16 protein-coding genes are annotated in these 22,289 nt (G+C 58.0%); 6 read left to right on the forward strand and 10 right to left on the reverse strand.

All coding sequences use genetic code 11. From position 1 onward, the window contains the following. Window positions 1–39 precede the first annotated feature (39 nt). The gene (locus tag CA51_RS06755) at window positions 40–1,725 is read left to right on the forward strand and encodes a cation:proton antiporter domain-containing protein (protein ID WP_145118980.1); all 1,686 of its coding nucleotides are present in this window, start codon (window positions 40–42) and stop codon (window positions 1,723–1,725) included. A 77-nt stretch (window positions 1,726–1,802) separates the two neighbouring features. Here CA51_RS06755 and CA51_RS06760 read toward each other — a convergent pair whose 3' ends face one another. Beyond that, entirely contained in the window at window positions 1,803–2,540 is a 738-nt protein-coding gene (locus CA51_RS06760) for an LssY C-terminal domain-containing protein (protein ID WP_145118982.1), read from the reverse strand. Between the two features lie 428 nt (window positions 2,541–2,968). On the opposite strand from CA51_RS06760, the gene CA51_RS06765 reads away from it, so the two are divergent. After that, window positions 2,969–6,463 carry a PVC-type heme-binding CxxCH protein gene (locus CA51_RS06765; protein WP_145118984.1) on the forward strand — a complete coding sequence of 1,165 codons (3,495 nt, stop codon included), beginning with the start codon at window positions 2,969–2,971 and terminating at the stop codon, window positions 6,461–6,463. A gap of 119 nt (window positions 6,464–6,582) precedes the next feature. Here CA51_RS06765 and CA51_RS06770 read toward each other — a convergent pair whose 3' ends face one another. Beyond that, entirely contained in the window at window positions 6,583–7,017 is a 435-nt protein-coding gene (locus CA51_RS06770; protein WP_145118986.1) for a hypothetical protein, read from the reverse strand. A 299-nt stretch (window positions 7,018–7,316) separates the two neighbouring features. On the opposite strand from CA51_RS06770, the gene CA51_RS06775 reads away from it, so the two are divergent. Then, entirely contained in the window at window positions 7,317–8,393 is a 1,077-nt protein-coding gene (locus tag CA51_RS06775) for a Gfo/Idh/MocA family protein (RefSeq protein ID WP_197451649.1), read from the forward strand. A gap of 12 nt (window positions 8,394–8,405) precedes the next feature. On the opposite strand, the gene CA51_RS06780 is transcribed toward CA51_RS06775, so the two are convergent. Then, window positions 8,406–9,143, reverse strand: a complete 738-nt coding sequence (locus CA51_RS06780) for an alpha/beta hydrolase (protein WP_145118990.1) — start codon at window positions 9,141–9,143, stop codon at window positions 8,406–8,408. After that, window positions 9,143–9,454: an Rdx family protein gene (locus CA51_RS06785; protein ID WP_145118992.1), complete on the reverse strand. Its 312-nt coding sequence runs from the start codon at window positions 9,452–9,454 to the stop codon at window positions 9,143–9,145. Before CA51_RS06785 ends, CA51_RS06780 begins: the two co-directional genes overlap by 1 nt. Before the next feature lie 117 nt (window positions 9,455–9,571). Here CA51_RS06785 and CA51_RS06790 point away from each other — a divergent pair, with 117 nt between their 5' ends. Beyond that, window positions 9,572–12,838 (forward strand): PSD1 and planctomycete cytochrome C domain-containing protein, encoded by a 3,267-nt coding sequence (locus CA51_RS06790; protein WP_145118994.1) that lies wholly within the window; start codon window positions 9,572–9,574, stop codon window positions 12,836–12,838. A gap of 805 nt (window positions 12,839–13,643) precedes the next feature. Here CA51_RS06790 and CA51_RS06795 read toward each other — a convergent pair. The 3 genes from CA51_RS06795 to CA51_RS06805 all read right to left on the reverse strand — a co-directional run bounded on the left by CA51_RS06795 (window position 13,644) and on the right by CA51_RS06805 (window position 15,923). Beyond that, on the reverse strand, window positions 13,644–14,177 hold the full coding sequence (locus CA51_RS06795) for a hypothetical protein (protein ID WP_145118996.1): 534 nt from the start codon (window positions 14,175–14,177) through the stop codon (window positions 13,644–13,646). A 99-nt stretch (window positions 14,178–14,276) separates the two neighbouring features. Further along, entirely contained in the window at window positions 14,277–14,726 is a 450-nt protein-coding gene (locus tag CA51_RS06800; RefSeq protein WP_145118998.1) for a carboxypeptidase-like regulatory domain-containing protein, read from the reverse strand. 174 nt (window positions 14,727–14,900) lie between these two features. Next, complete coding sequence (locus tag CA51_RS06805) at window positions 14,901–15,923, reverse strand: DUF1559 domain-containing protein (RefSeq protein WP_231746038.1); 1,023 nt, start codon at window positions 15,921–15,923, stop codon at window positions 14,901–14,903. Between the two features lie 1,295 nt (window positions 15,924–17,218). On the opposite strand from CA51_RS06805, the gene ltrA reads away from it, so the two are divergent. Next, on the forward strand, window positions 17,219–18,289 hold the full coding sequence (ltrA, locus tag CA51_RS06810; RefSeq protein WP_145119002.1) for a group II intron reverse transcriptase/maturase: 1,071 nt from the start codon (window positions 17,219–17,221) through the stop codon (window positions 18,287–18,289). Here the strand turns inward: ltrA and CA51_RS06815 are convergent. After that, window positions 18,257–19,389, reverse strand: a protein-coding gene (locus tag CA51_RS06815; protein WP_145124051.1) for an IS630 family transposase whose coding sequence is annotated in 2 segments (ribosomal slippage) — window positions 18,257–18,954 and window positions 18,954–19,389 — 1,134 coding nt in all. Because the reading frame shifts where the segments join, the coding sequence is not laid out codon by codon here. The two genes, ltrA and CA51_RS06815, sit on opposite strands and share 33 nt — an antisense overlap. A gap of 134 nt (window positions 19,390–19,523) precedes the next feature. Between CA51_RS06815 and CA51_RS06820 the strand changes: the two genes are divergently transcribed. Then, entirely contained in the window at window positions 19,524–19,724 is a 201-nt protein-coding gene (locus tag CA51_RS06820) for a hypothetical protein (RefSeq protein WP_145119004.1), read from the forward strand. 121 nt (window positions 19,725–19,845) lie between these two features. Here CA51_RS06820 and CA51_RS06825 read toward each other — a convergent pair whose 3' ends face one another. Together CA51_RS06825 and CA51_RS06830 are read right to left on the reverse strand one after the other, a co-directional pair. Further along, a complete protein-coding gene (locus tag CA51_RS06825) occupies window positions 19,846–21,447 on the reverse strand; it encodes an Rne/Rng family ribonuclease (RefSeq protein WP_145119006.1) in 1,602 nt (533 codons plus the stop codon). A gap of 169 nt (window positions 21,448–21,616) precedes the next feature. Continuing rightward, the gene (locus tag CA51_RS06830) at window positions 21,617–22,288 is read right to left on the reverse strand and encodes a TIGR03936 family radical SAM-associated protein (RefSeq protein ID WP_145119009.1); all 672 of its coding nucleotides are present in this window, start codon (window positions 22,286–22,288) and stop codon (window positions 21,617–21,619) included. Between the last annotated feature and the right edge of the window lies 1 nt (window position 22,289).

Genomic DNA, 22,289 nt, shown 5'->3' on the forward strand with positions numbered 1-22,289 from the left:
ACGGACGGGAACGGATTTCCTGCAAGTCAAAAAGGCTCGATGGCTGACTTTCAACTCCATATAACCGGAACTCTGGGACTGCTGCTGGGCGCTTGCCTGGCTGCAGGGGTCTTTGCCGACGTGTTGCACCTTCCGAAGGTGACCGCCTACCTTCTGGTTGGCCTTTTGGTCGGCCCCAGTTTGCTCGACTGGGTTCCGCAGGAGCACCTGGAACACTTCGACCCGATGTTGAAATTGGCGATGGCGGTCGTCTTATTCAACCTCGGCTGTGAGTTTACGTTCACCAAGTTTCGCCGCATCGCGGGACACTGTTTGGTCCTCTCGGCTGCCGAGATCTGCGCCACCTTTGGTTTAGTCTTAGTCGGTCTGTTGATGTTTGGCTGCGGCGGAAGCATGGCGCTGCTGTTGGCCTGTCTGGCGGTCGCCACCGCTCCAGCGACCACGATCCTGGTGCTGAAAGAGTTTCGTTCCGAGGGACCGGTCACCGAGAGCACCGGGTTTCTCGTGGCGATGAATAACTTCGCCTGCATCGTGTTGTTCGAGCTGGGGTTTCTGGCGATTCAACTGACGCAAGGTCAGCTGGAAACGCCGCTCTGGATGCAGGTGGGCAATGTTCTGATGAGCATCGCCGGGTCGATCGCGTTGGGAGTTCTCGGGGGTGTCGTCGTCAGTTACGGCTGCGGTCTGCTGAACATCAAACGCTGGTTGGTGCTGTTGGTTGCGACGGCGACCTTCTTATTAGGCGTCAACGAATCGCTGCAGGTTCCCTACATGTTGACCTTCTTCGTGATGGGGGTCACGGTTGCCAATACGTCCGATTCCAAGTCGAAGATCGGCGATGAACTGGATCACCTTTCGGGGCTTTTGGCCGTTCTGTTTTTTGCTGTTCACGGCACCGAACTCGATCTGCACGCATTTCTCGCAGCGGGCACGTTGGGCGCCGTCTACGTCGTCTTCCGGATCGTTGGAAAGTGGTCGGGCGTTTATTTTGCGGCTCGATTGACGCGGCAGTCGTTGGAGATGCGGCATTGGTTGGGCAGCTGCTTGTTTGCTCAAGCGGGAGCTGCGATCGCGCTCTCGACGATCGCTGTCTCGCGAAACCCGACGCTGGGAAAACCGGTGCAGGACATCATTCTCGGATCGGTCGTGTTGTTCGAGATCATCGGCCCGCTGTTCATCCGCAAATCGCTGTTGGAGACCGGCGAGGTGCCGTTGGCTCAGGCGATCAATCACGCTTCGCGGACGCCGATGGAACAGGTTCGCAGCGTCGGCGACCGCTTCCGATCGGCGGTCTGGGGAAATGCGACGCCCAACGGCGCGATGAATGGAGTGAGCGTCAACAAGCTGGTGCGGAAGACCAAAGGGATTCATCAATCGGCTCGCTTCGACGACGTGATCGATCATATCGAACACAGCAACGACAACACGTATCCGGTCGTCAACGACAAGATGGGTGTCGTGGGAGTGATCCGTTATCCGCTGTTGAGCGATGTGATGTTCGATCTCAGCGCGTCGCAGCTCGTCCGCGCCGAGGACTTGGTCAGCGAAACTAACGTCGTCCTCTATCCTGATGATCCGGCCTCGCGTGCCTTCGAACTCTTTCAAGCCGAAACCGACGACTGCATCCCGGTTGTCACCAGCACCCAGCCGCATGAACTGCTGGGAGTCGTGCGACGCAGCGATATCGTGCACGCTCTGATCACCCAACGCCGCAAGAAAAAGTAGTCGCGACGCACCGGCAGTTTAGCGTTGCGAATAACCGCTGGCATCGCGCGTTGCCGCTTGCCGCAGTCTCGCCGCGGTTACGGACTTTCGGCTCGGATCACTCCGATATAGAGGCTTCCGTCGGTGTACCAAGGATCTCCGCCGCCATTGGTCCCCTCGCGTCGCTGATGGTAATCGGCTTCGACCGAATGCTCGGCCAGCTGCCCAGTCTGTTCCAGGCATTGGAAAAGGTAGTCCCGTTCGGCATCGATGTTCGGGGCGGTGACGTGCGTGATCTGTCCCGTCGTGTGGCTCAGCCCGACACGCTCGTCGTAAACCGCGGAGCCGATCCACTTCGGTTGCCCAGCCGCATTTACATCCTCGGTTTTCCAGAATCGAACATGATGCCGATGCCGCGGGTTGTCGCCGACCGGTTGTTCAAAAGCCAAGTCCTCCTTGCGGCCAAACAGATATAAGCTGCTGACCGGAGCCGCGTCGTCGGGGCGAGAGAAGACGGTATCGGCAGCGATCTTCAGGTCGCTCTTCAGACCCAACGCGGCTGCCGAATACCAATCGGCCGCCCGCATGATCTCCTGCATTTCCACTTCGCTACCGAACAACGCGACATTTAAAGGGTCGCCGGGATGGCCGTCGCTGGTCCGCGTGATCCGCTGCGATTCGCCGTCCATTGGATCGCTTTCGGTGAACGCTTCCCAGACCCACGGTGCGACGGCATAAGCCACCACGATCCATAGCAGCAATATCACCGCAACGACGCGAATGAATTGCGATTTGCGTGTCCGTTGACGCGGGGTGGGTTCTGGTTCGGTGTCCATGCTTTATCTGTTGTGTTGATGCAGCTGCTGTGCGCCCGAATCGAGCGGCGGGCGTCGTCAAAATTAAACTTGAACTCGTTCGTCTTGGCAACGATGGTTCCCTAGGGGACACCGTGAATCCGTTTTTCAGTTTGGGTAACCGCCCGCCCGCGGCCGACTCTCCGCCGAAATGAAACGAAGTCGCCCGGCGGCTGGGCTCAAGCCTTCGCAGCGGACCGTGCTGAGACGGTTGGGCGAGCGGAAAACCAGCTTAAGTATATTCTGGTTAATTTGGGTGGTTGGCTGGCGGCGTGAGCTATCGTTCCGCTGGCCCGTTGCGGGCGCGGCGTATTTTTTCAGCGCGGTTGAGCATTTTAGCCAACGTTTACATTAGAATAGGCCCCACCCCGCTTGATCCGTCCCACCTCTCCCATTGTGATGTCACTGCCATGCGTTTTGTCCCGCATCTTGTCGTGCCGTTGTTGGCTGTTCTGTTTCTCACCCCGCCTGCCATCGCTCAACCGGCCGCTGAATCCTCGGCCTGGAAGGTCCAACAGGTGCCAGCGATTTGGAAGAAGGCGGCCGGTGGTCGCGATGCCTATTCTTGGTATCGCTGTGCCGTCGAAGTCCCCGAATCGTGGGCCGATGAAGAATTGACGCTCTTTATCGAAGGTGTCGACGACGCCCGCGAGGTCTTCTTCAATGGAACTTCGATCGGTCTGGTCGGTACGCTGCCGCCGGAATATCGCAGTGGATTGGGAGCGACGATGCGATTTCCGATCCAAGCCAATCTCGTTTCGCCGGGAGCCGCAAATGTTGTGGCCGTTCGCGTTTACCAGAACCAGGGACGCGGCGGGTTCAACGTCGCCGCACCTGTACTGTTCGGCAACGACAAGGCGATTCGGATGGCGGGCGACTGGGAGACACGCGAAGGCGATGACCTCAGCTGGGGCAAGCTGTCGACGCGCGATGAGATCGCCAAAACCGCGCGGTTCGCAAAACTGGAATCGGCCGCCGACGTCGAAGCTTCGCTGAAGAAGCTGGATGACGACGCGGGGCGTCAATCGATCGCCGACACGCTCAAGCAACTGACCCATCCCGACGACCTCGCCTTAAATGTCGCTGTGGGCGAACCGAATATCGGCCAACCGCTTTCGATCAAGTGGGACGCCCGCGGGCGGATGTGGGTGATTCAGTACCTGCAGTATCCGACGATCGCGGGGCTGAAGATGATCAGCCGCGACAAGTTTTTGCGAAGCGTTTACGACAAAGTTCCGCCGCCGCCACCGCATCACTTCATCGGTGCCGACAAGATCACGATCCATGAAGATACCGACGGCGACGGAGTCTACGACAAACACAAGCCGTTTATCGAAGGGCTCAATCTCGCCTCGTCGGTCGCGATCGGCCGCGGCGGCGTCTATGTGCTCAACCCGCCCTACTTGCTCTTTTATCCCGATGCCGATGGCGACGATCTTCCCGATGGCGATCCCGAGGTGCTGTTGGAAGGTTTTGGTTTAGAGGATTCGCACTCGGTCGCCAACAGCTTGCGTTGGGGCCCCGATGGCTGGCTCTATTCGACTCAGGGAAGCACCGTCACCGGGCATGTTCGCAAGCCGGGATCGGCGGAAGAACCGATCCATTCGATGGGCCAAGTTGTCTGGCGTTATCATCCCGAATCGGCTCGCTACGAGATCTTTGCCGAGGGAGGCGGAAACTCGTTTGGCGTCGAATTTGACTCGCAAGGACGCCTCTACTCCGGCCACAACGGCGGCGACACTCGCGGCTTCCATTACGTCCAAGGCGGTTATTACCGCAAGGGCTTCGGCAAGCACGGATCGCTCTCCAACCCCTACACCTACGGCTATTTCGAAGCGATGGGGCACGCGAAAGTCGCCCGCTTCACGCACACCTTCGTGATCTACGAAGGAGACGGATTGCCCGCGAAATATCAAGGCAATCTGTTTGGATGTGGTCCGTTGCAGAGTCATATCGTCCGCAGCGAAGTCCAGCCCGATCGATCGAGCGTACAGACGGTCGACCTTGGTTTTGCCTTGGAAAGCGAAGATAAATGGGTTCGCCCTGTCGACATTCAAGCCGGCCCCGACGGCGGGCTTTACGTGGTCGACATGTACGAGCAACGGATCGATCACGCCAGCCATTATCAAGGCCGGATCGATCGCGAGAGTGGCCGTGTGTATCGGCTGCAGGATCCCGATGCGAAGCCGTTCAAGATGGGAGACCTCAGCAAGTTGTCGACGGCTGAATTGGTCGACCTGCTGAAACATCCTAACAAGTGGCATCGGCAGACCGCTCTGCGACTGTTGGGCGATCGCCGCGATGCAGCCGCCCTGCCGCTGCTGAACCAGATGTTGAAGCAGTCCGAAGGTGTGGACGCGCTGAATGCTCTCTGGGGCCTGAATCTATCGGGCGGATTTGACGATGCGACCGCGTCGCAGTTGTTGGGACATTCCGAACCGCTGGTCCGCGAATGGACGGTTCGCTTGTTGGGCGACCGTTTGGTCTTGAGCGACGCGTTGGCAAAGCAACTCGCTTCGTTGGCAGCAAGCGAATCGGACGTCCGCGTTCGCAGCCAACTGGCCGCGTCGGCGCGTCGAATGCCCGCCGCCCAATCGCTGCCGGTGATCGCAGGGTTGCTGACTCACGATGAAGATGTAGACGACATCCACGTGCCGCTGTTGATTTGGTGGGCGTTGGAGGCACATTGTGAAGCCGACGGCCAGCAGGTGTTGGCGATGTTCAACGATTCCAAGATCTGGACGCGCCCGATCGTTCAACAGCATCTGTTGGAGCGATTGATGCGACGGTTTGCATCGACGGGAACGCGAGGCGATCTGCTGAAGTGCGCCACGCTATTGAATCAAGCTCCCACCGCCGACCAGCGAGCGACGCTGTTGGTTGGATTCGAGAGTGCCTTCGAAGGACGTTCACTCTCCGGCTTGCCAAGCGAATTGTTGGATGCGTTGGCAAAATCGGGAGGCGGTTCGCTGGCGCTGCGACTTCGCCAAGGGAATGCCGAAGCGATCGAAGAGGCGTTGGCAGACATCGCCAACAAAAAGGTTCCCGCAGCGAAACGGATCGAATTGATTCGCATCTTCGGCGATATTCGCAACCCCGCGGCGCTGCCAGTGCTGTTGGAAATGGCGAACCAGGAGAGCGACGAAGCGTTGGTCGGTGCGGTCTTGGCGACGTTGCAGTCGTACGATGCCGCCGAGATCGGCGAAACGATCGTCGCCGGCTTGAATAAGTACTCCGACGCCGCGACGGAAGTGGCGTTGTCGACCTTGGCCTCGCGAGCGGTCTGGTCGCAACAGCTGTTGTCGGCGGTCGCGTCGAAACAGATCGAAAAGGATCAGATCCCGACCGCGATCTTGCGGAAGATGTTGCTGCATCAAAACGCGGAGATTTCCGAAGCGATCGGCGACACCTGGGGCGAGATCTCCGGCGCGTCGACGGCGAACATGTTGGCTGAAATCACCCGGATCAGCGAAGTCTTGTCGCACGGGACGGGCAATCCTTATGACGGCAAGCTGCTGTACAAAGAGAGCTGTGGGAAGTGCCATCAGCTGTTCGAGCAGGGAGGGGAGATCGGTCCCGATCTGACCGCCTACAAACGCGACGATGTCCGGCAGTTGTTGGTCAACGTGGCGAATCCGAACTTGGAGATCCGCGAGGGCTTTGAGAACATGATGGTGCTGACCTTCGACGGCCGGGCGCTCAACGGATTTGTCGAGGATCAAGACAACCAAGTTGTCGTGATCAAAGGTGCCGATGGCCAGCGAACGGTGATCGAGAAAGAGAACATCGATCTAATGCAGGCGAGCAAAAATTCGCTGATGCCCGAAGATCTGCTGGCCAAGCTGAGCGATCAACAACTGCGTGATCTCTTCGCCTACCTCCGCTCGACTCAGCCGCTCCCCTAGCCCGGCAGAAAGCCGACGTCGTTTAACCGCGGCCCATCGGGCCGCGCGTCTGTGTGTGGCGAGCACTTCGCAGCGCGGGGCGTTGCCCACGCGGTTAAACGATTGCGATGGGAGAGGTTTTAGATGTCGGTGCCGGCCAACGAGACATCGCTCTTTTCTGCGTAGGGGTTGGTGCGAACCAAGCCGTTCTTGCGCGTCGTCTTGCTGGCGGGATGGGTGGATGCACCCGTTGTGCAGCTGTTGCAGTAGGGGTTTTGCTGCGGTGGGTTGACGAAGTCGGGAGCGAGTCGCCCTTGGTAGGTGCTCGGCGCGGCGACCTGTGGCAGCGATGCGAAGGGGCTAATTCCATAGGGCCGGGTGTGGCGGTTGCCATAATAGACCGGTGGGTGGAGAGCGAAGTAGGGTGGCGTCGCCACGCTGGTTCGGCTCTGGATGCCGTAGGGCTGGTAGCTGCCGAAGTAGCCTAGGTTCGGATAGCCGACGGCGGATGCCGGGATCGCGATCGACCCCAACAAGAGGAACAACGCGGCGGTGAAGGTGGATCGTCGAGTCATGGTGGAGAGTTTCCTGTTGCGATACCAATGGAGAGGTCCAAGGACGCACAGCCCTTGCTTTCCTTCACGTTAGTTACGGTGGGGCCGCAATTGAAGCTTCCACCGCCGATTCTGCTCTCCTTTGCCCCGATCGACCGGTGGGGTTGTAGCGATTGTGACAAATGCATCGCGCCGCGCGGGCAGGTATACTGCAAATTCTTGCAAGTTCGACTGGCCAGTCGCCATTTGATTCTCGGGTTCCCCGAACATCAACGCTTCGTTTTTCCTGCCACGCCCCCGATCCCAAGACATTCCACGCCATGAATACGACTCGACGAAGTTTGCTCACGACGACCGCTGCCGCAGCGGGTGTCCTTGCGTTTCCGCATGTCGCCGGTGCCGCGGAGCCCGCTAAGATTCGAGTCGGCCAGATCGGCACGAAGCACGCTCACGCATCGGGCAAGCTGGCTGCGATGCGGAAATTGAGCGACCTGTACGATGTTGTGGGCGTTGTCGAACCCGATGCAAAACGTCGGCAAGCGATCGCAAATACCGAAGCCTATCGCGGGATCCGGTTCCTGACCGCCGAAGAGTTGTTGAGCGATCAAGGCGTTGCCGCGGTGGCGGTCGAGACGTCGGTCGACACTTTGGTGCCGACGGCGATTCAATGTCTGCAGGCGGGAAAACACATCCATCTCGACAAGCCAGCTGGTTCGTCGATGTCGGCTTGCCGCGCGATGCATGCCGAAGCCGATCGTCGCGGGCTGACGATTCAGATGGGCTACATGCTGCGATACAACCCCGCCTTCGAGATGCTGTTTCAGGTGGTCCAAGACGGTTGGCTGGGACCGATCACCGAGATCAGCGGAATGATGGGCAAGATGGCGAGCGATCCGCTGCGGAAGAGCTTGGCGGCCTATCCCGGCGGCGGGATGTTTGAACTGGCTTGCCATCTGATCGATGCGGTGGTCACGGTTCTTGGAAAGCCCGACCGCGTGACGGCTCACAATCGCCAAACCTTCCCCGAGAAAGACAGCTTCGTCGACAATCAGTTAGCCGTCTTCGATTACCCGGCGGCGATCGCCACGATCCGCTGCAACCACCTGGATCCACTGGGCGGTCCGCGGCGCGGATTTGAAGTCGCGGGTCAGCAGGGAGCGTTTCAGATCAATCCGTTGGAACCGCCCGCGGTCCGCTTGGGGCTGGACCGCGCGAGAGGTTCGTTTGCCAAGGGCTTCCAGGATGTGAAGCAGGAACGGAGCAGCGGCCGTTACGACGACGAGTTCCGCGATTTGGCCAAGGTGATCCGCGGCGAAAAGGCCCTGCGATGGGATGCATCGCACGACCTGGCGGTTCATGAAGCGGTGCTATTGGCCAGCGGGTTGCCGTTGAATTGACGCCTGGTGTGGCTAGCTCGCGTTGGCGGCGACACGTCGCAGCAGTTCGGCGGTCGCTTGCAGCGATTCCATCGGGATCGTGTGCGGTCCATCGAATTGAATGAACTCAAAATTTGCTGACGATTCGTCGAGCAATTCGCTGAGCCACTGAGCTCCGATCATCGGCAGCACAAAATCGCTGTGCCCGTGGCTCTGCAGCGCGTCGACCGATTTCAGTCGATCGGCCGCGACAGCTTTCCATTGGGCTTCGCAGATCAGAGTCCCCGACCACTGGATCAGGCCGGCGGGCGGATCTTTCAGGCCGCGAAGCGCGACGTCCAGGGAGACCATTGCGCCTTGCGAAAATCCGCCGATCACCAAGGGAGCGTCCTTGTCGAAGTCGCCGGCGACCGCTTCGATTGTTTCGGTCAGCATCTGACGCGCTTCGTCGATCCCCGGCGGTTCTTGGCGTCGCAGTTCGCTGAAGTCGTTCGTTTGGAACAGCTCCATCAATCGCTGCATGTTCAGCGGCCACCAGGCTCGGCCGCCGGGCATCCCTTGATCGGCTAGCGAGATCGGAGCGGTCGGGAAGACAAAACGGAATTTGTCGGCGTCATCGCCCAGCATTTCCAGCAGGTATTGTCCCAGCGGGACCAGGTCGTCGCCGGGGGCTCCAAAACCATGGCACAAGACGACGGGAATGGTTGGGGCTTCGCCACCATCGATCACGACGCACTGCAGCGGACCGATTTTTTGTTCAAGAGCTGACATCAATGATTATCTGGGGATTTGGGCAAGGGATCGGGATTGACGCGGTCCAGATGGCCCAGGTCACGCCCCTGGGCAACGCGGTCGCGGACCAACTGTTTGAGCACTTTGATCTCGGGAAAACCGTGATCTCGGTGGCGATCCCAGATCATATCGCCATTAAGCTCGATCACGAAGCGGCCTCCATCGGTCGGCGCCAGGGCGACTTCGTCCAATTCGGCTTCAAAGGTTGTCAGTAGTTCTTGGCCCATCCAGGCGGCTCTTAATAGCCACCGACAGCCGGTGCAGTAGCGGATTACGATACGATTTTTCATGTAGGTCCGTTCCAGTGAAAAACTCTTTACCCGAAAGAGCTATGATCCGAAGGGATTATGTTATAGTGTAAGCCCCTGTTTTATGATCGATTCCGACGCGTCAACGCGAGCCCACCGATGAAACACCTGCCCAGCATTCCTTTTTTACTTTTGCTGTTATGCGTGCTAGCGGGTCCTGCCAATGGGACCGACACGGACCGCCAGGCGATCAAGTTCTTTGAGACTTCGATCCGCCCATTATTGGCGAAACACTGCTACGATTGCCACGGCGATGCCGAGCAAGAGGGCGGTCTGCGATTGGACCACATCTCGTTTATCGAAACCGGTGGCGATTCGGGCCCCGCATTGGTTGCTAGCGAACCGGACGAATCGCTGCTGATCGAAGCGATCCGCTACGATTCGGGCCTGGAAATGCCGCCGGATGAGAAGCTGGCTGACGAGGAGATCGAGCTGCTGGAACGCTGGGTCGCGATGGGGGCTCCATGGCCCAAAGAGGCGGCTGCGGCGAGTTCTCGCGACGAGTTCGGATTCACCGAAGAGGATCACAAGTGGTGGGCGGTTCAACCGGTCGCCGATCCCGCGGTTCCGAAGACTGGCGATGCTTGGGCGACCACGCCGATCGATCAGTTTATCGCGGCGAAATTGAAGCAAGCCGATCTGACACCCGCTGCCAAAGCCGATCGATATGAATTGATCCGCCGGGCGACCTTTGATCTGCACGGTTTGCCCCCGACCCGCCAACAGATCGACGATTTTGTCAACGACGATTCGCCTCAGGCTTGGGAGCGGTTGATCGATCGTTTGTTGGAGAGTCCGCGGTACGGCGAACGCTGGGCCCAACATTGGTTGGACGTCGTCCGGTATGCCGAAAGCGATGGCTATCGTCAGGACGCATTCCGGCCCAAAGCGAGCCGCTATCGCGACTACGTCATCGATTCGTTCAACAACAACAAACCATACGACCAATTCGTTCGCGAACAATTGGCTGGCGATGAGATCGATCCCGACAATCCCGATGTCTTGATCGGGACCGCATTCCTGCGGCACGGGATCTACGAATACAACCAACGCAACGCGCGGATGCATTGGGAATTGATCGTCAACGAGATGACCAACGTCACGGGAGAAGTCTTCCTGGGCTTGGGGATCGGTTGTGCCCAGTGTCACGATCACAAGTTTGATCCGATCCTGCAGAAAGACTACTTCGCGTTGCAAGCGTTCCTCGCGTCGACCTGTTGGCCAACCGATATGCCGTTGGTCGATCGTGAGACAAGAGAAAAACACGATCGGATGCAGGCGGAGTGGGAGCAGGCGACGGCGTCGATTCGCGAGCAGATCGATGCGATGCTGGAACCAACGTACAAGAGTCGCACCAACGCCGCTGTCAAAATGTTCCCCGAGGACATTCAGCAGATGTTCGCCAAGCCACGCGAGGAGCGAACCACGTACGAGCAGCAGATGGTGATGCTGGTCGAACGTCAGGTGACGCGGAAAAACGCTGAGGCCGACGGGAAAAAGGTCTTCGCCAAAAAGCCGGGAGAGCTAGCGAAATTCAACGATTTGCAGGCTCAACTGAAGGCCTTCGACCATCTGAAGCCCGAGCCGTTGCCCACGGGGTTTGTTGCGACCGACGTCGGTCCTGAGCCCGCGGAGACGATCTTGGTTTCGCGGACCGGCAAAACGAATGTCGATCCCGCCTTTTTGACTTTGCTGGGGCAACCGGCACCGGTGATCAAACCGACCGAAACGACGACTGGTCGTCGCCGGGCGTTGGCTGATTGGATCGCGCAGCCCGACAATCCGCTGTCGACGCGCGTGATCGTCAACCGAATCTGGCAGCATCACTTTGGTCGCGGTATCGTCTCCACGCCCAACGATGTCGGAATGTTGGGAGAACCGCCGAGCCACCCCGAGTTGTTGGACTGGTTGGTCCAGCGGTTCCTGGAAAACGGTTGGCAGTTCAAACCGATGCACCGAATGATCATGACCAGCGCCGCCTATCAACAGACGGCGCGGCGCGAGGCGACCGAGCATGAAGAAGCTGTCGACATCGAGAACCGATTGCTGTGGCGATTCCCGCCGACGCGATTGGATGCCGAACAGGTCCGCGACGCGATGCTGGCCGCTTCGGGCGAACTGACTCACCGCGATGGTGGCGGATCGGTCAGCGGAAACACTCCCGTGCGAAGCATCTACGTGAAGAAGATTCGCAACACGCCCGATCCTCAATTGGGTGCGTTGGATGCGCCGATGGGATTCGAATCGGCACCGACGCGTCCGCAAACGACGACGCCAACTCAGGCGTTGACTTTGGTGAACGGCGAGTGGACGTTGAAGCGAGCTGAAGCGATGGGCAAGCGTTTGCTGGCCGGAAAGGATTCGATCAGCGCGACGGAGATCGACCAAGCGTATTGGGCTGTGTTTGGCCGCCCCGCGTCCGACGCGGAACTAAACATGGCGTTGGAATTCACGCAGAGTTTGGTTGAGCAGGAATCGCCCACGCCAGAGCCAACCAAAAACGAAAACGATCCGTATCCGGGGGAAACGGGTTTGCGAAGCATTCAAAATGCGTTCGCCAGCGTGAATGGTGTTTCGCTGGGAAGCGGTGCGTTGTGGATCCAACCGGGCAGCCGATTTGAGCGGCTGCAATTGAAGGACCTTCCGCTGGGCAGCCGGTTCACGATCGAAGCGATTGCGACTCTCGACCGGATCTATCCCGATGCGAGCGTCAGCACGTTGATCTCGGCTTGGAATAGCAACAACAAAACGCCGGGCTGGTCGCTGGGAGTCACCAGTGCCAAGTCGGGTTATCAGCCGCGAAATCTGATCGTTCAATTGATCGGTCACGATGCTGCCGGAGCTGTGAAGTACGAAGTCGTTGCTTCGAACCTCCGCTTCCCGCTGAACAAGCCGGTCTATGTTGCTGCGGCCGTCAACGCACGGCCCAGCGGCGACGGCAAGTCGGCTGGAACGGTTACGTTCTACATGAAAGACCTGTCCGATCCCAAAGCGAAGATGCAAACCGCAACGATCCCGCATTCGATCGTTGGGAACATCAACAACAAATCGCTGCCGGTTTTGGTTGGCGGACGTCAAGGGAACGGCCATCGCTGGGACGGGCAAGTCGCACGCCTGGCGATCGCGGATAACGAGGTTCCTCAAGACCGTTTGATCGTCAACGCAGCCGCTGAAGGAGGTCCAGTCGAACATCTGCTGGACTTTGATTTCAGTGGCGAAGACGGCCAGATGCCAGCTCCGGGAACCGCTTGGGTGACCAGCGAAGCTGCGTTGAAGAAGTCGGAACCGCCGTCGAAGGTCGTCGCTGCGATGCGTGACTTCTGCCACGCGTTGTTCACGTCGAACGAGTTCCTGTATCTGCACTGAGCTTGCGGCGAGAAAGCCCGTCGCACCTTGGGTGCGATGGGATGCGTTAGCCGTGGTTTCCGCGTAGCCCCGGATCTGCCGCCCGCTTCGGGGCTTTGTCTTGGTTTTGGGGTGCGATCCTGCGGCTCGCGCCGCAGGCTTTATGCGATCGCCGCCTCCGCGGCTGGGAGTGCTCCTGCGGCATGCGCGGCGGGCAAATTGCGATCGCCGCATCCGTTCCTGCGGCTTGCGCCGCAGGCTTTATGCGATCGCCGCCTCCGCGGCTTGGAGTGCTCCTGCGGCATGCGCGGCGGGCAAATTGCGATCGCTGCATCCGTTCCTGCGGCTTGTGCCGTAGGCTTTATGCGATCGCCGCGTCCGCGGCTGGGAGTGTTCCTGCGGCATTCGCGGCGGGCGATATGCGTCGCGTTTGCGGCTTGGTGCTGGGCTGCGTCTCGCGCTGCCGGCAATTGTTGTGTCGGATTTCGACCCGAGATCGCTGCGCGCGAAGGCGTTCGTGAAGCCGCGGACGCGGCGGCCGCATAAAGCCTACGGCGCCAGCCGTAGGATGCGTTAGCCACGCGCTTCGCGTAGCCCCGGATAGGGGCGACAGGAGCATTGGATCTGTCGCCCACTTCGGGGCTTTGTTTGGGTTTTGGATTGCGATCCTGCGGCTCGCGCCGCAGGCTTTATGCGATCGCCGCGTCCGCGGCTGGCAGTGTTCCTGCGGCATGCGCGGCGGGCAAATTGCGATCGCTGCATCCGTTCCTGCGGCTTGCGCCGTAGGCTTTATGCGATCGCCGCGTCCGCGGCTGGGAGAATTGTCTCAATCGGATTCGCCTGAGGCTGGTTCGGTGGCGGTGGTAGAGTCGGTGGGTGAGGTGGGCTCGGGGAGCTTGTCGATCGCAGTCGTAAGCTCATCGGAGATTGCGTGGTAGCCGTCTTGCGGCGAGAAGGCCTCGGTCATCTTGACTGTCATTTCGCGGATGGGCATCGAATGGATCGCAAATCCATCGCGAATTTTTCCCGATTGTTTCAGTTCCCAGCTGGCCATCTCTTTTGTGCCAGCGTTTTCACTACCGGGAAAGGCGACTTCGACACGATAGCTGTGCGAAGGTTTACCGGCAACAAAGTCATACTGCACTTCAAAGTAGCAAATGTTTGGCTCTTCAAACCAAGCTTTTAGATCGTGCAGTTCAACCCGGCTGTCCTCTGTAGGTTCAGCAGGATCGGCCGACACGATAGATTCCGAAACTGGTGCCTGGGGCGGCGGTGAGTTGGACTCGGATTTACACCCCAGCAACGGCGCAAACAACAATGGACATAACAGAAGGCGATGTAATGAACGACGCAGTGCCATGTTTATCTCGAAGCTCTACAGGGAAGCGAGTGTGGATGAAGAGAAGCTTGTGAGAAGAGAACGTGTTGCTTCGCCTCTCACATCATTCCTTGGGACGGCTCACTTCTTCTTCGACTCCGAAGGCAAGGCAATTACAACATCCCCGCCGTCTTCAGAGATGGTTACCTGCAACGGCGAGTCGAGGGTCGAATAGGGAGCTGGAATTCCCTCGCGTGAATCGGGGGACTCCGCTTGCGTTGCATCGGCTGGTAGCACCGTGCCGTTCCCGTCGACCATTTGGCTGATGCGAACCCGGTAGTTCCCGGGAGGCAAGCCACCGTCGCCGTCGCGAGAACTAATGACGGAGAACTTCCCATCGGAATCGGACATCCCCAAGGCGCCGTCGCCCGTCGTTCCCGCTTCCGGAATGAATTGCACCGAAGCGTTGGCGATCGGGCCATCGTCCAATTGCAATTGGCCGTTGATCGCGACGCGGTTGACGCCATCTCCACCACAGCCGACGCAGAGGAGATAGCTGAGCACGAATAGACTTAGTTGCAGTTTTTGCACTTTGGGACCGCCCTACAAATGATTGATGTTTTCTACGAAACAGAGAGAGTCTGCGTCGCGATTTTGAGGAAGCAGTGAGCAAGATTGCCTCCCGTGATGCACAGGAGTTTCGCTTCCGCAGAGAATCGCGACGCTTTAATGTGACAAGAAATAGAGTTTGCGATCCTGCAGAGGTTAAAAGTCTGCGTCGATCACTTGGCCATCCGCCATCCGGCTCAGGTTGGTCAGGTTGGTTGTGTCGATGGTTTCAGAGATGTAGCGAACCGAACCATCGGCGAGGACAAACATGCATCCGCCTGGGTGCAAGCTTGCGACGCTATACCAAGATGCACGTCGGCCTCGTTTGTTGTTTAACGGGCTCGAATTGTTGCCGTAGTTCCAGACGTTCAGTCCACGCGCGGGAAAGGTGCTGTTAAACGCACCGACGGGATCGATTCCGACCGACAGCCAACCAGCGTAAGACCAGGCCGAGGTGTCACCATTGAAGGTTTCCAGCGTCAGTTCACCCATCGCCAGGGTGTTGCTTGTGCCATCTTGGATTCCGCTGATCGGTGTGTAGCTGTTTTCACCAAACAGATAACGTGTGCTGATCGAGACACCGCGGTGGTAGTTGTAACTGTTCAGCGTGCTTGCGGGCATCAAGAAATCATAGTTGGTTTTTTGCGCCGCGACGCCGGCTCCGCGATCGGGACTGTAATATCCGCTGAGCTCGATGGTTTCGGCTCCACCGTCCGACGGGCAACGGAAACTGGTGACCAGTATTTCCGATAGCGCTGCGTTTCCAGAGTCGACCGCGTTGGGAGTCGTCAGTGGAGCACCGCCTGGCCGGATGTAGTCGCCATACGCGCAAGAGTGATTGAATTGGTCGTAGAGAGGTTGTTGTTCCATGAACGGCAGGAGCGAGGTTAAGCCCTGCCCGTTCTTCGCCAAAGGATCGGGCAGATATGGCGATGCGGGGCTGGACGAGTTCAAACCTCCTAAACTGAATCTCCCCGCAGGAAACTTCTTGTAGGTGCTTTCGTAATTGTGTAAGGCCAGGCCCAACTGCTTCAGGTTGTTGCTGCACTGCATGCGGCGTGCTGCCTCGCGTGCGGCTTGAACTGCAGGTAGCAATAGCCCGACGAGAATTCCGATGATGGCGATCACGACCAGTAGTTCGACCAGCGTGAATCCATTTTTGTTTCTTCGTGTTTGCATCAAAGCTGTTTCTGCGAGGGATGAGGAGGTAGGACATTCAAAGGTGGGAGGAACCTGGATCGCCCAAGCTCCTGTTGTCACCCTTCGGTAGCAACTCGCATGCCAACAACGTGCGTTGACGGGATCAAGCGGCACGTCGTTTCAGCGCGAGCATCCCCATCCCACGCCTGCAGGATGAGAGGAAACGAGCCAATGGTGTTCCAACCTCCGCTGCCCGTGGCTCAGCGGGAACAGAGCATCCGGCACAATCCAAGCCTCTTCGTTTGGCAAAAGGATGTTGTTTTGAGAACTCTGTGCCTTCTCGTCAGATCAACATGCCAGCCGGCGAGTCTGTGCCAAAAGGATGTAAAACAAGCAGGCACATGATGCCCGGTCTCTAGGCAAACAGGATCGCGAATTGCGAACGCCCTTCAGGAATGACCGAGCAATAAAAAAAAGCTCGCCGAGAGCGGAATGCCTCGGCGAGCTTTTTGTTTGCCCAGCGAAGCTGGCAAACCCAGTCGGTGCTTGTCACCGACCAAGCCCTGTTCATGGGGAATTGAATTCGATTCGCAAGGGTTCCGCCGGTGACTGCGGGTCTGAAGGAAGCGATAGGAGGACGATGGAACGTAGCGAAAGCGAACCCGATTCGGCTGCCGGCGGGGGCGAGCGTGCAAAAAGTCGCGATGCCCGATACATGAACAGCCGCCGGAAGTGTTTGGGGACGTCATCATCGTCAGGGAGCCAGTGCAGTAACTGGGGAGACCTGACATTATCCGTGGCCGCGTTAGCTCCCCCAAAGGCGAAGCGTGAGAAGCCGGTAAGGTCGCTTCAAGTGGAAACACAAGAAGCGATCGATGTGGTGTCAGGAGTCAGATGAACCCGTAGTAGTGAATAAGTCGCGGCCCGTGAAAGCTGGTAACAGTCTGGAGGACAAAACCGTGGCGACGACGTGCAAAGCATCGGCGGTAACCGAAGCGAGTCACGCCGGACAGAGATGACTCAAAAGGTCATCACTGGATGCGAAGGGGTGAAGTTTTATTTGTGATTGGAGAGAACACCGAAAACGAGCAATCGGCAGCCGACACAATCCGAGAAGATCGAAGGTCTCGGGGACCGGTCCACAGTGGCGATGCGGGGAACTGCTAAGCTGCTCGATTCGTCCGTCGGCGTGGAAGTAACTCAGCAAACTCGACACCTCGCGATTGTCCTTTACCGGAATAGCACACGAGGCGTCCGCTCGAAGCCAACCGCCACACTGCCAACCGATTCGACAGAAAGCGCTCGACCCAACGAAAGACCACCGACCGACAGTCATGAAGCGAACCTACTACAGCCTCTACGACCGACTGCTTGATCGCCGAGCTTTGGCTCGCGCGTTCGAGAAAGTCCGACGTGCCAAGGGTGCACCTGGCATCGACGGGCAAGCGATCGATGCGTTTGAAGCTGATTTACTGGGGGAGCTGACGCGGTTGGTGAGCGAACTGCGGAGCAAGACTTACCGGCCCAGTGCGGTCCGCCGAGTTTCGATTCCGAAACCGGAAGGCGGCCAGCGGCATCTTGGCATCCCAACAGTTCGCGACCGAGTCGTCCAGCAAGCGTTGCTGGACATCCTGCAGCCGATCTTTGATCCTGACTTTCATCCATCAAGCTACGGTTACCGACCGGGCCGCAGTTGCCAACAGGCAGTCGCCAAAGCAACGATGTTCATCCGGCGATATGGTCTCGACCAAGTCGTCGATATGGATCTCTCGAAATGCTTTGACCGGTTGGATCACGGCTTGATTCTCTCGTCGATCCGTCGTCGGGTGACCGATGGCAGCATTTTGAATCTGATCAAAATGTTTTTGACCAGCGGAGTGATGAACGAAGGTGTCTGGGAGGCGACGGAGCTTGGCAGCCCGCAAGGCGGTGTTGTCAGTCCCCTGATCGCCAATATTTACCTGGATGCTTTCGACCAGGAGATGATGCGTCGTGGTTACCGAATCGTTCGGTACGCCGACGACATTCTGATCCTGTGTCGGAGCAAGCGCTCGGCGGCTCATGCGATGAGCGTTGCAGTGGAGATTCTGGAAGGTGATTTGAAGTTGACCGTCAATCGCGATAAGACGCACCTGACTTCAGCCTGTGAGGGTGTGAAGTTCTTGGGCGTCGTGATCGGCAGCATGCACACCCGCATTGCTGCCGAGAAAGTCGCGGCCTTCAAGGCGAAGGTCAAAGTGATCACTCGCAAGAACAGCCCGGTGAACTTGGAGAAGGTCATTGCTGACCTGAATCCGGTGCTTCGCGGCTGGGGCAGCTACTTCCGGATGGCGAACTGCAAAGGTCTGTATCGCGAGTTGGCTAGTGCTTTGTCAGGCTTTGATTTTGGGGTAGAGGGATTTTAGTTTTGTTCTCGCATCTTTGACTTGGAATTGCCAGTCAACGCCACGCTGTCTTCTGTTTGAGTGTGAGGACCACGCCTGTGTTTCCTTTCTCAGCGGCGCAATCGTCGCGAATCGACGACCGTTGATACACTGCCGCGTCATTGAACTGAGTTCGTTCTCAGCCGCGTTGAGCCAACTTCCATGCTTGGGTGTGTAACGGAACTCGATGCGACGAACCAAGGCACGGGCTTTTTCTGGCTTAAAGGCCTCGTAGAAGGCGCCTTTGGTGTGGGTATTGAGATTGTCACATACCAGGATGATCTTCTTCGCCTTTTTGTAGCGTGTCGTTAGCAGTGCCTCCATTTCGATGGCCCAATCGACCTTGGTTCGCTTTGGACGCACGGCGACTTCTCTCCATCCGGCCAGCGGCTCGGTGAACATGAACACGCTGGCGGTTCCGCACCGTTCATACTCGTAATCGACGCGTCGAGCATGATTGCGGGTCGCCGGGATCGGCGTTCGCGTCTCTTTGTGAAGCTGGACCGGCTGTTCGTCCATGCACACCACGGGATAGTCCGAATCATACGGTTCTTCGTAGGTATCTAGGACTTCTTCCATGCACGCTACAAATTCGGAGTCGGCGTCGGGTGGAATCACCCAATACTGGATCTTGCGATTGGTCATGCCGTTTTTTTAAGCGTTTGGCGAACGGTTTCGTAGCTGATCGAGTCCACGATCCCCAGTTCTACCACGTGGTCTGCCAACAGACGCAGCGACCAACTCGCGAACCCTTTGGGAGGTTTCCCCAACCGCAAGGCGATCACTTTCGCTTCTTGCTTTCCGTCAAGCGTCTTCTCTCGCGGGGCGCTCAAACGCGGTTTCCCGTGCAGCGCCGTATCGAACCCTTCGGTCACCAAACGTTTGCGAAGATTCTCCACGGTCTGAATCCGACACGCCAAAGCTTCCGCGATTTTGGCGTCGGTCCAGCCAGGTCCTTCCGTGTCAGCTTTGAGAAGGATCAGCGCCCGCCGTACCTTCTGCGAGGAGCCTTTCAGCTTCTTTACAATCGCCTTCAGTTCTTCCCGTTCTGTATCCGAAAGCCGAACGATATACTTCTTAATCATCGAATCCTCCGTGACTCGTGGGGCAATCGACCTACAAACTCCCGGATTCTTCCGATTCAGGAAACCCCAATTCCTAAGGCTGACAAAGCACTAGATGGATTCGGCGACGATTACGGGCCAAGCAACTCGCGTTGTGGAAGAAACCGACGCGTCTGATTCGCCGCTTGCGGCAGGTCGGCGTACGTGGTGACCTCCAGAAGATGCGAATGACCGCGTGGCGTACGTCGCGTAGTTCTTACGCCAGCATGGCCATCAGCAATGGCTTCCTGGCGGAACTTGGCCTGTTTGACTTGACCGAATTGGAGACTGGAGTCCTTCCTGGATTAACCTAGGCAAGTAAAACAGGAGCCGTATACGGACCCGTACGTACGGTTCTGTGAGAGGGCTGAGTCAGCGGTCGCTCCGCTGGCTCACCCTACTCGATACTTTTTGGTTCGTCTCTTTCAGCTTAGATCAGCTGTCGACTTCGACCGATTCGCCGTGTTTGTCGCGGCAGTCCATTTCCATGTGCTCGGGGAACAAGCCCTCGCTGCCAAGGATCTGAACCGTCATCTCGCCGGCTTCTTCCATGTGCATGATCTCGCGACGTTTCTTGTTGTTCAGATACGCTGCGACTTCATCGTTCACGCGGACGGTGATCCGTTGAATGTGCTCGTTTCGCGACGCCAGTGCCAGCATCCGGATGACTTCGATCGACATGCTCTCGCCAGTCTTGACCACACCGCGGCCGCTGCAGCACGGGCAGTCTTTGTAGACGCTGCGCTTTAGGCTTGGACGAATTCGTTGACGAGTCATTTCGACCAGACCGAAGGGGCTGGTTCGCAAGATCTTGGTGCGAGCCCGATCGCGAGCCATCGCATCGTGCAGAGCGCGTTCGACCTTACGGCGATGGCTCTCCTTCCGCATGTCGATGAAGTCGTTGACGATCACGCCCCCAAGATCGCGAAGTCGCAATTGGCGAGCGATCTCGCGGGCGGCGGCCAAGTTGACTTGCAACGCGTTCTCTTCGGCGTTGCTGTCGCTGCGGTGGCTGCCGCTGTTGACGTCGATCGCAACCAAAGCTTCGGTCGGATCGATCACGATCGAACCGCCCTTGGGCAATGGCACGGTGCGGCCTTGGATCTTGCGGATCTCCGATTCCAACTTGTAGTGATGGAACAGCGGTTCGGTGCCTTCGTAGAACTTCAGCTGTTCGGCGGCACGTGGCATCACCAAGCGGATGAAGTCCTTCGCCCGTTCGTACGCTCCGCGTTCATCGATTTGGATCGCATCGATATCGCTGGTCAGCATATCGCGGATCGTGCGGATGATCATGTCGCTTTCTTCGTAGATCACGCCCGGCTGCTCGCTCTCGGTCAAGCGACGGTGGATCGCTTTCCAAAGACGCAGCAGGTAGGCGAGATCGCGCGACAAGTCCTGCTTGGTTCGTCCGGCACCGGCGGTGCGAACGATGAAACCGAGACCCTTGGGAGGGCTGAGTTCCAGCAGAGCTTTCTTCAATCGTTTGCGATCGTCGTCGTCTTCGATCTTGCGGCTGACGCCAACGCGAGCCAAGGCTGGCATCAAGACGAGGAAGCGACCGGGGATGCTGATGTAAGTCGAAAGGGTTGGTCCTTTGGTGCCGATGCCCTCTTTGATGCACTGGACGAGAATGCTGTCGCCGCGTTTCAGAACATCTTGGATCGGAGGTTTAACGCGAGGTCGGCCCCCTTTGAAGACGCGTTGGTTGCGGCCTTGTTCGCGGGCTCGCTTGGCCGCTTGTTCGGCCAGTTCGTCCGATTCCCGCATGATCTCTTCGGGGTCGTAACCACCCTGTCGAAAGTACTGCGGTTCGACGTCGCTGATGTGCAGGAAGCCGTTGCGTCCGACGCCGAAGTCGACGAAGGCGGCTTGGATGCTAGGTTCGAGGTTAACGATCTTGCCTCGATAGATGTTGCCAACATAGTTGTCGGCACTTGCACGCTCGGTATAGAGCTCTTCAAGCTGGCCATCCTCGAGAATCGCGATGCGACTCTCTTCGGGCTGGGCAACGTTGATAAGCATTTCCTTCTTCATATCGCTTGCCTTTCATGGGTATCTGCATCCTCGATCTGGGCATCAGTTAGTGTTGTGGCTGTTGGCACGATGTGTGCCGTTGAAACTATGAAACGCATACGATGCGAACATTTCGTGTGTTGCCATCGGCTGGTCTTGGCGATCACTTCGCCCTGCCAGCGCTAACGATCTAACTGGTCATCTGCCCCGTGACGCATCTGGATGATTCAAATTCGTGTTCCAGTTCGACGCGCGTTCGCGTCAGAAACTGGCCACTGTCGGTAACGTGTGTAATCTTCAATTCTTGGATCAGGTCGGTTGGTCGCAGCGATGCGCCTTGATCCGGCGTGCAGCGAAAAACGAGCACGCCATCTTCTACCGCCAGGTGTTCGATCTCCGCTGCAAGACTGAACACCAATGTCTTGTCTTTCCGCTTTATTTCGATCGTGTCACGGCTGCGCAGCGCCTCGATCTCTGCGAGTAGAGCCGCCCGATCGGATTCGGGAATGGGCAGATTGTACGTTGTTGACTTCAGCTTTGCCTTAGCTGAGCCCTCGGGAACCGCAGTTACTTGCAAAATTCCTAAACCGGGCTGTTGGTCCGCTTGCAGCCGCTGGCCCAGTTCTTGGGGATCCAACGGTTCGGTAAGTTCCAGTTCGAGCAGTTCGTCGAGGCTTGCCGTGCCGAGCGCGAGCGCCGAGGGGAAGTTCATCCGCGGCTTGGGGTGAAAGCCTTCGGACATCGCCAGCTTCAGATCGATGCGGTGGAACAAGCGTTCCCACAATCGCAGCAGGTCGCGATGGCTGATCCATCGCAAGGGGCCGGTTTTCGAAAAGCGGATGTGGTACCGCGCTCGTGTCATA

This window comes from Rosistilla oblonga, from assembly GCF_007751715.1.
GTDB classification, from domain to species: domain Bacteria; phylum Planctomycetota; class Planctomycetia; order Pirellulales; family Pirellulaceae; genus Rosistilla; species Rosistilla oblonga.

Bases quoted from the DNA above. Each gene is read 5' to 3' on its own strand.
- CA51_RS06760 (WP_145118982.1), bottom strand. From the start codon at position 2,540: ATGGACACCGAACCAGAACCCACCCCGCGTCAACGGACACGCAAATCG.
- CA51_RS06825 (WP_145119006.1), bottom strand. From the start codon at position 21,447: ATGAAGAAGGAAATGCTTATCAACGTTGCCCAGCCCGAAGAGAGTCGC.
- CA51_RS06765 (WP_145118984.1), top strand. From the start codon at position 2,969: ATGCGTTTTGTCCCGCATCTTGTCGTGCCGTTGTTGGCTGTTCTGTTT.
- CA51_RS06780 (WP_145118990.1), bottom strand. From the start codon at position 9,143: ATGTCAGCTCTTGAACAAAAAATCGGTCCGCTGCAGTGCGTCGTGATC.
- CA51_RS06770 (WP_145118986.1), bottom strand. From the start codon at position 7,017: ATGACTCGACGATCCACCTTCACCGCCGCGTTGTTCCTCTTGTTGGGG.
- CA51_RS06785 (WP_145118992.1), bottom strand. From the start codon at position 9,454: ATGAAAAATCGTATCGTAATCCGCTACTGCACCGGCTGTCGGTGGCTA.
- CA51_RS06830 (WP_145119009.1), bottom strand. From the start codon at position 22,288: ATGACACGAGCGCGGTACCACATCCGCTTTTCGAAAACCGGCCCCTTG.
- CA51_RS06755 (WP_145118980.1), top strand. From the start codon at position 40: ATGGCTGACTTTCAACTCCATATAACCGGAACTCTGGGACTGCTGCTG.
- CA51_RS06805 (WP_231746038.1), bottom strand. From the start codon at position 15,923: ATGCAAACACGAAGAAACAAAAATGGATTCACGCTGGTCGAACTACTG.
- ltrA (WP_145119002.1), top strand. From the start codon at position 17,219: ATGAAGCGAACCTACTACAGCCTCTACGACCGACTGCTTGATCGCCGA.
- CA51_RS06775 (WP_197451649.1), top strand. From the start codon at position 7,317: ATGAATACGACTCGACGAAGTTTGCTCACGACGACCGCTGCCGCAGCG.
- CA51_RS06795 (WP_145118996.1), bottom strand. From the start codon at position 14,177: ATGGCACTGCGTCGTTCATTACATCGCCTTCTGTTATGTCCATTGTTG.
- CA51_RS06790 (WP_145118994.1), top strand. From the start codon at position 9,572: ATGAAACACCTGCCCAGCATTCCTTTTTTACTTTTGCTGTTATGCGTG.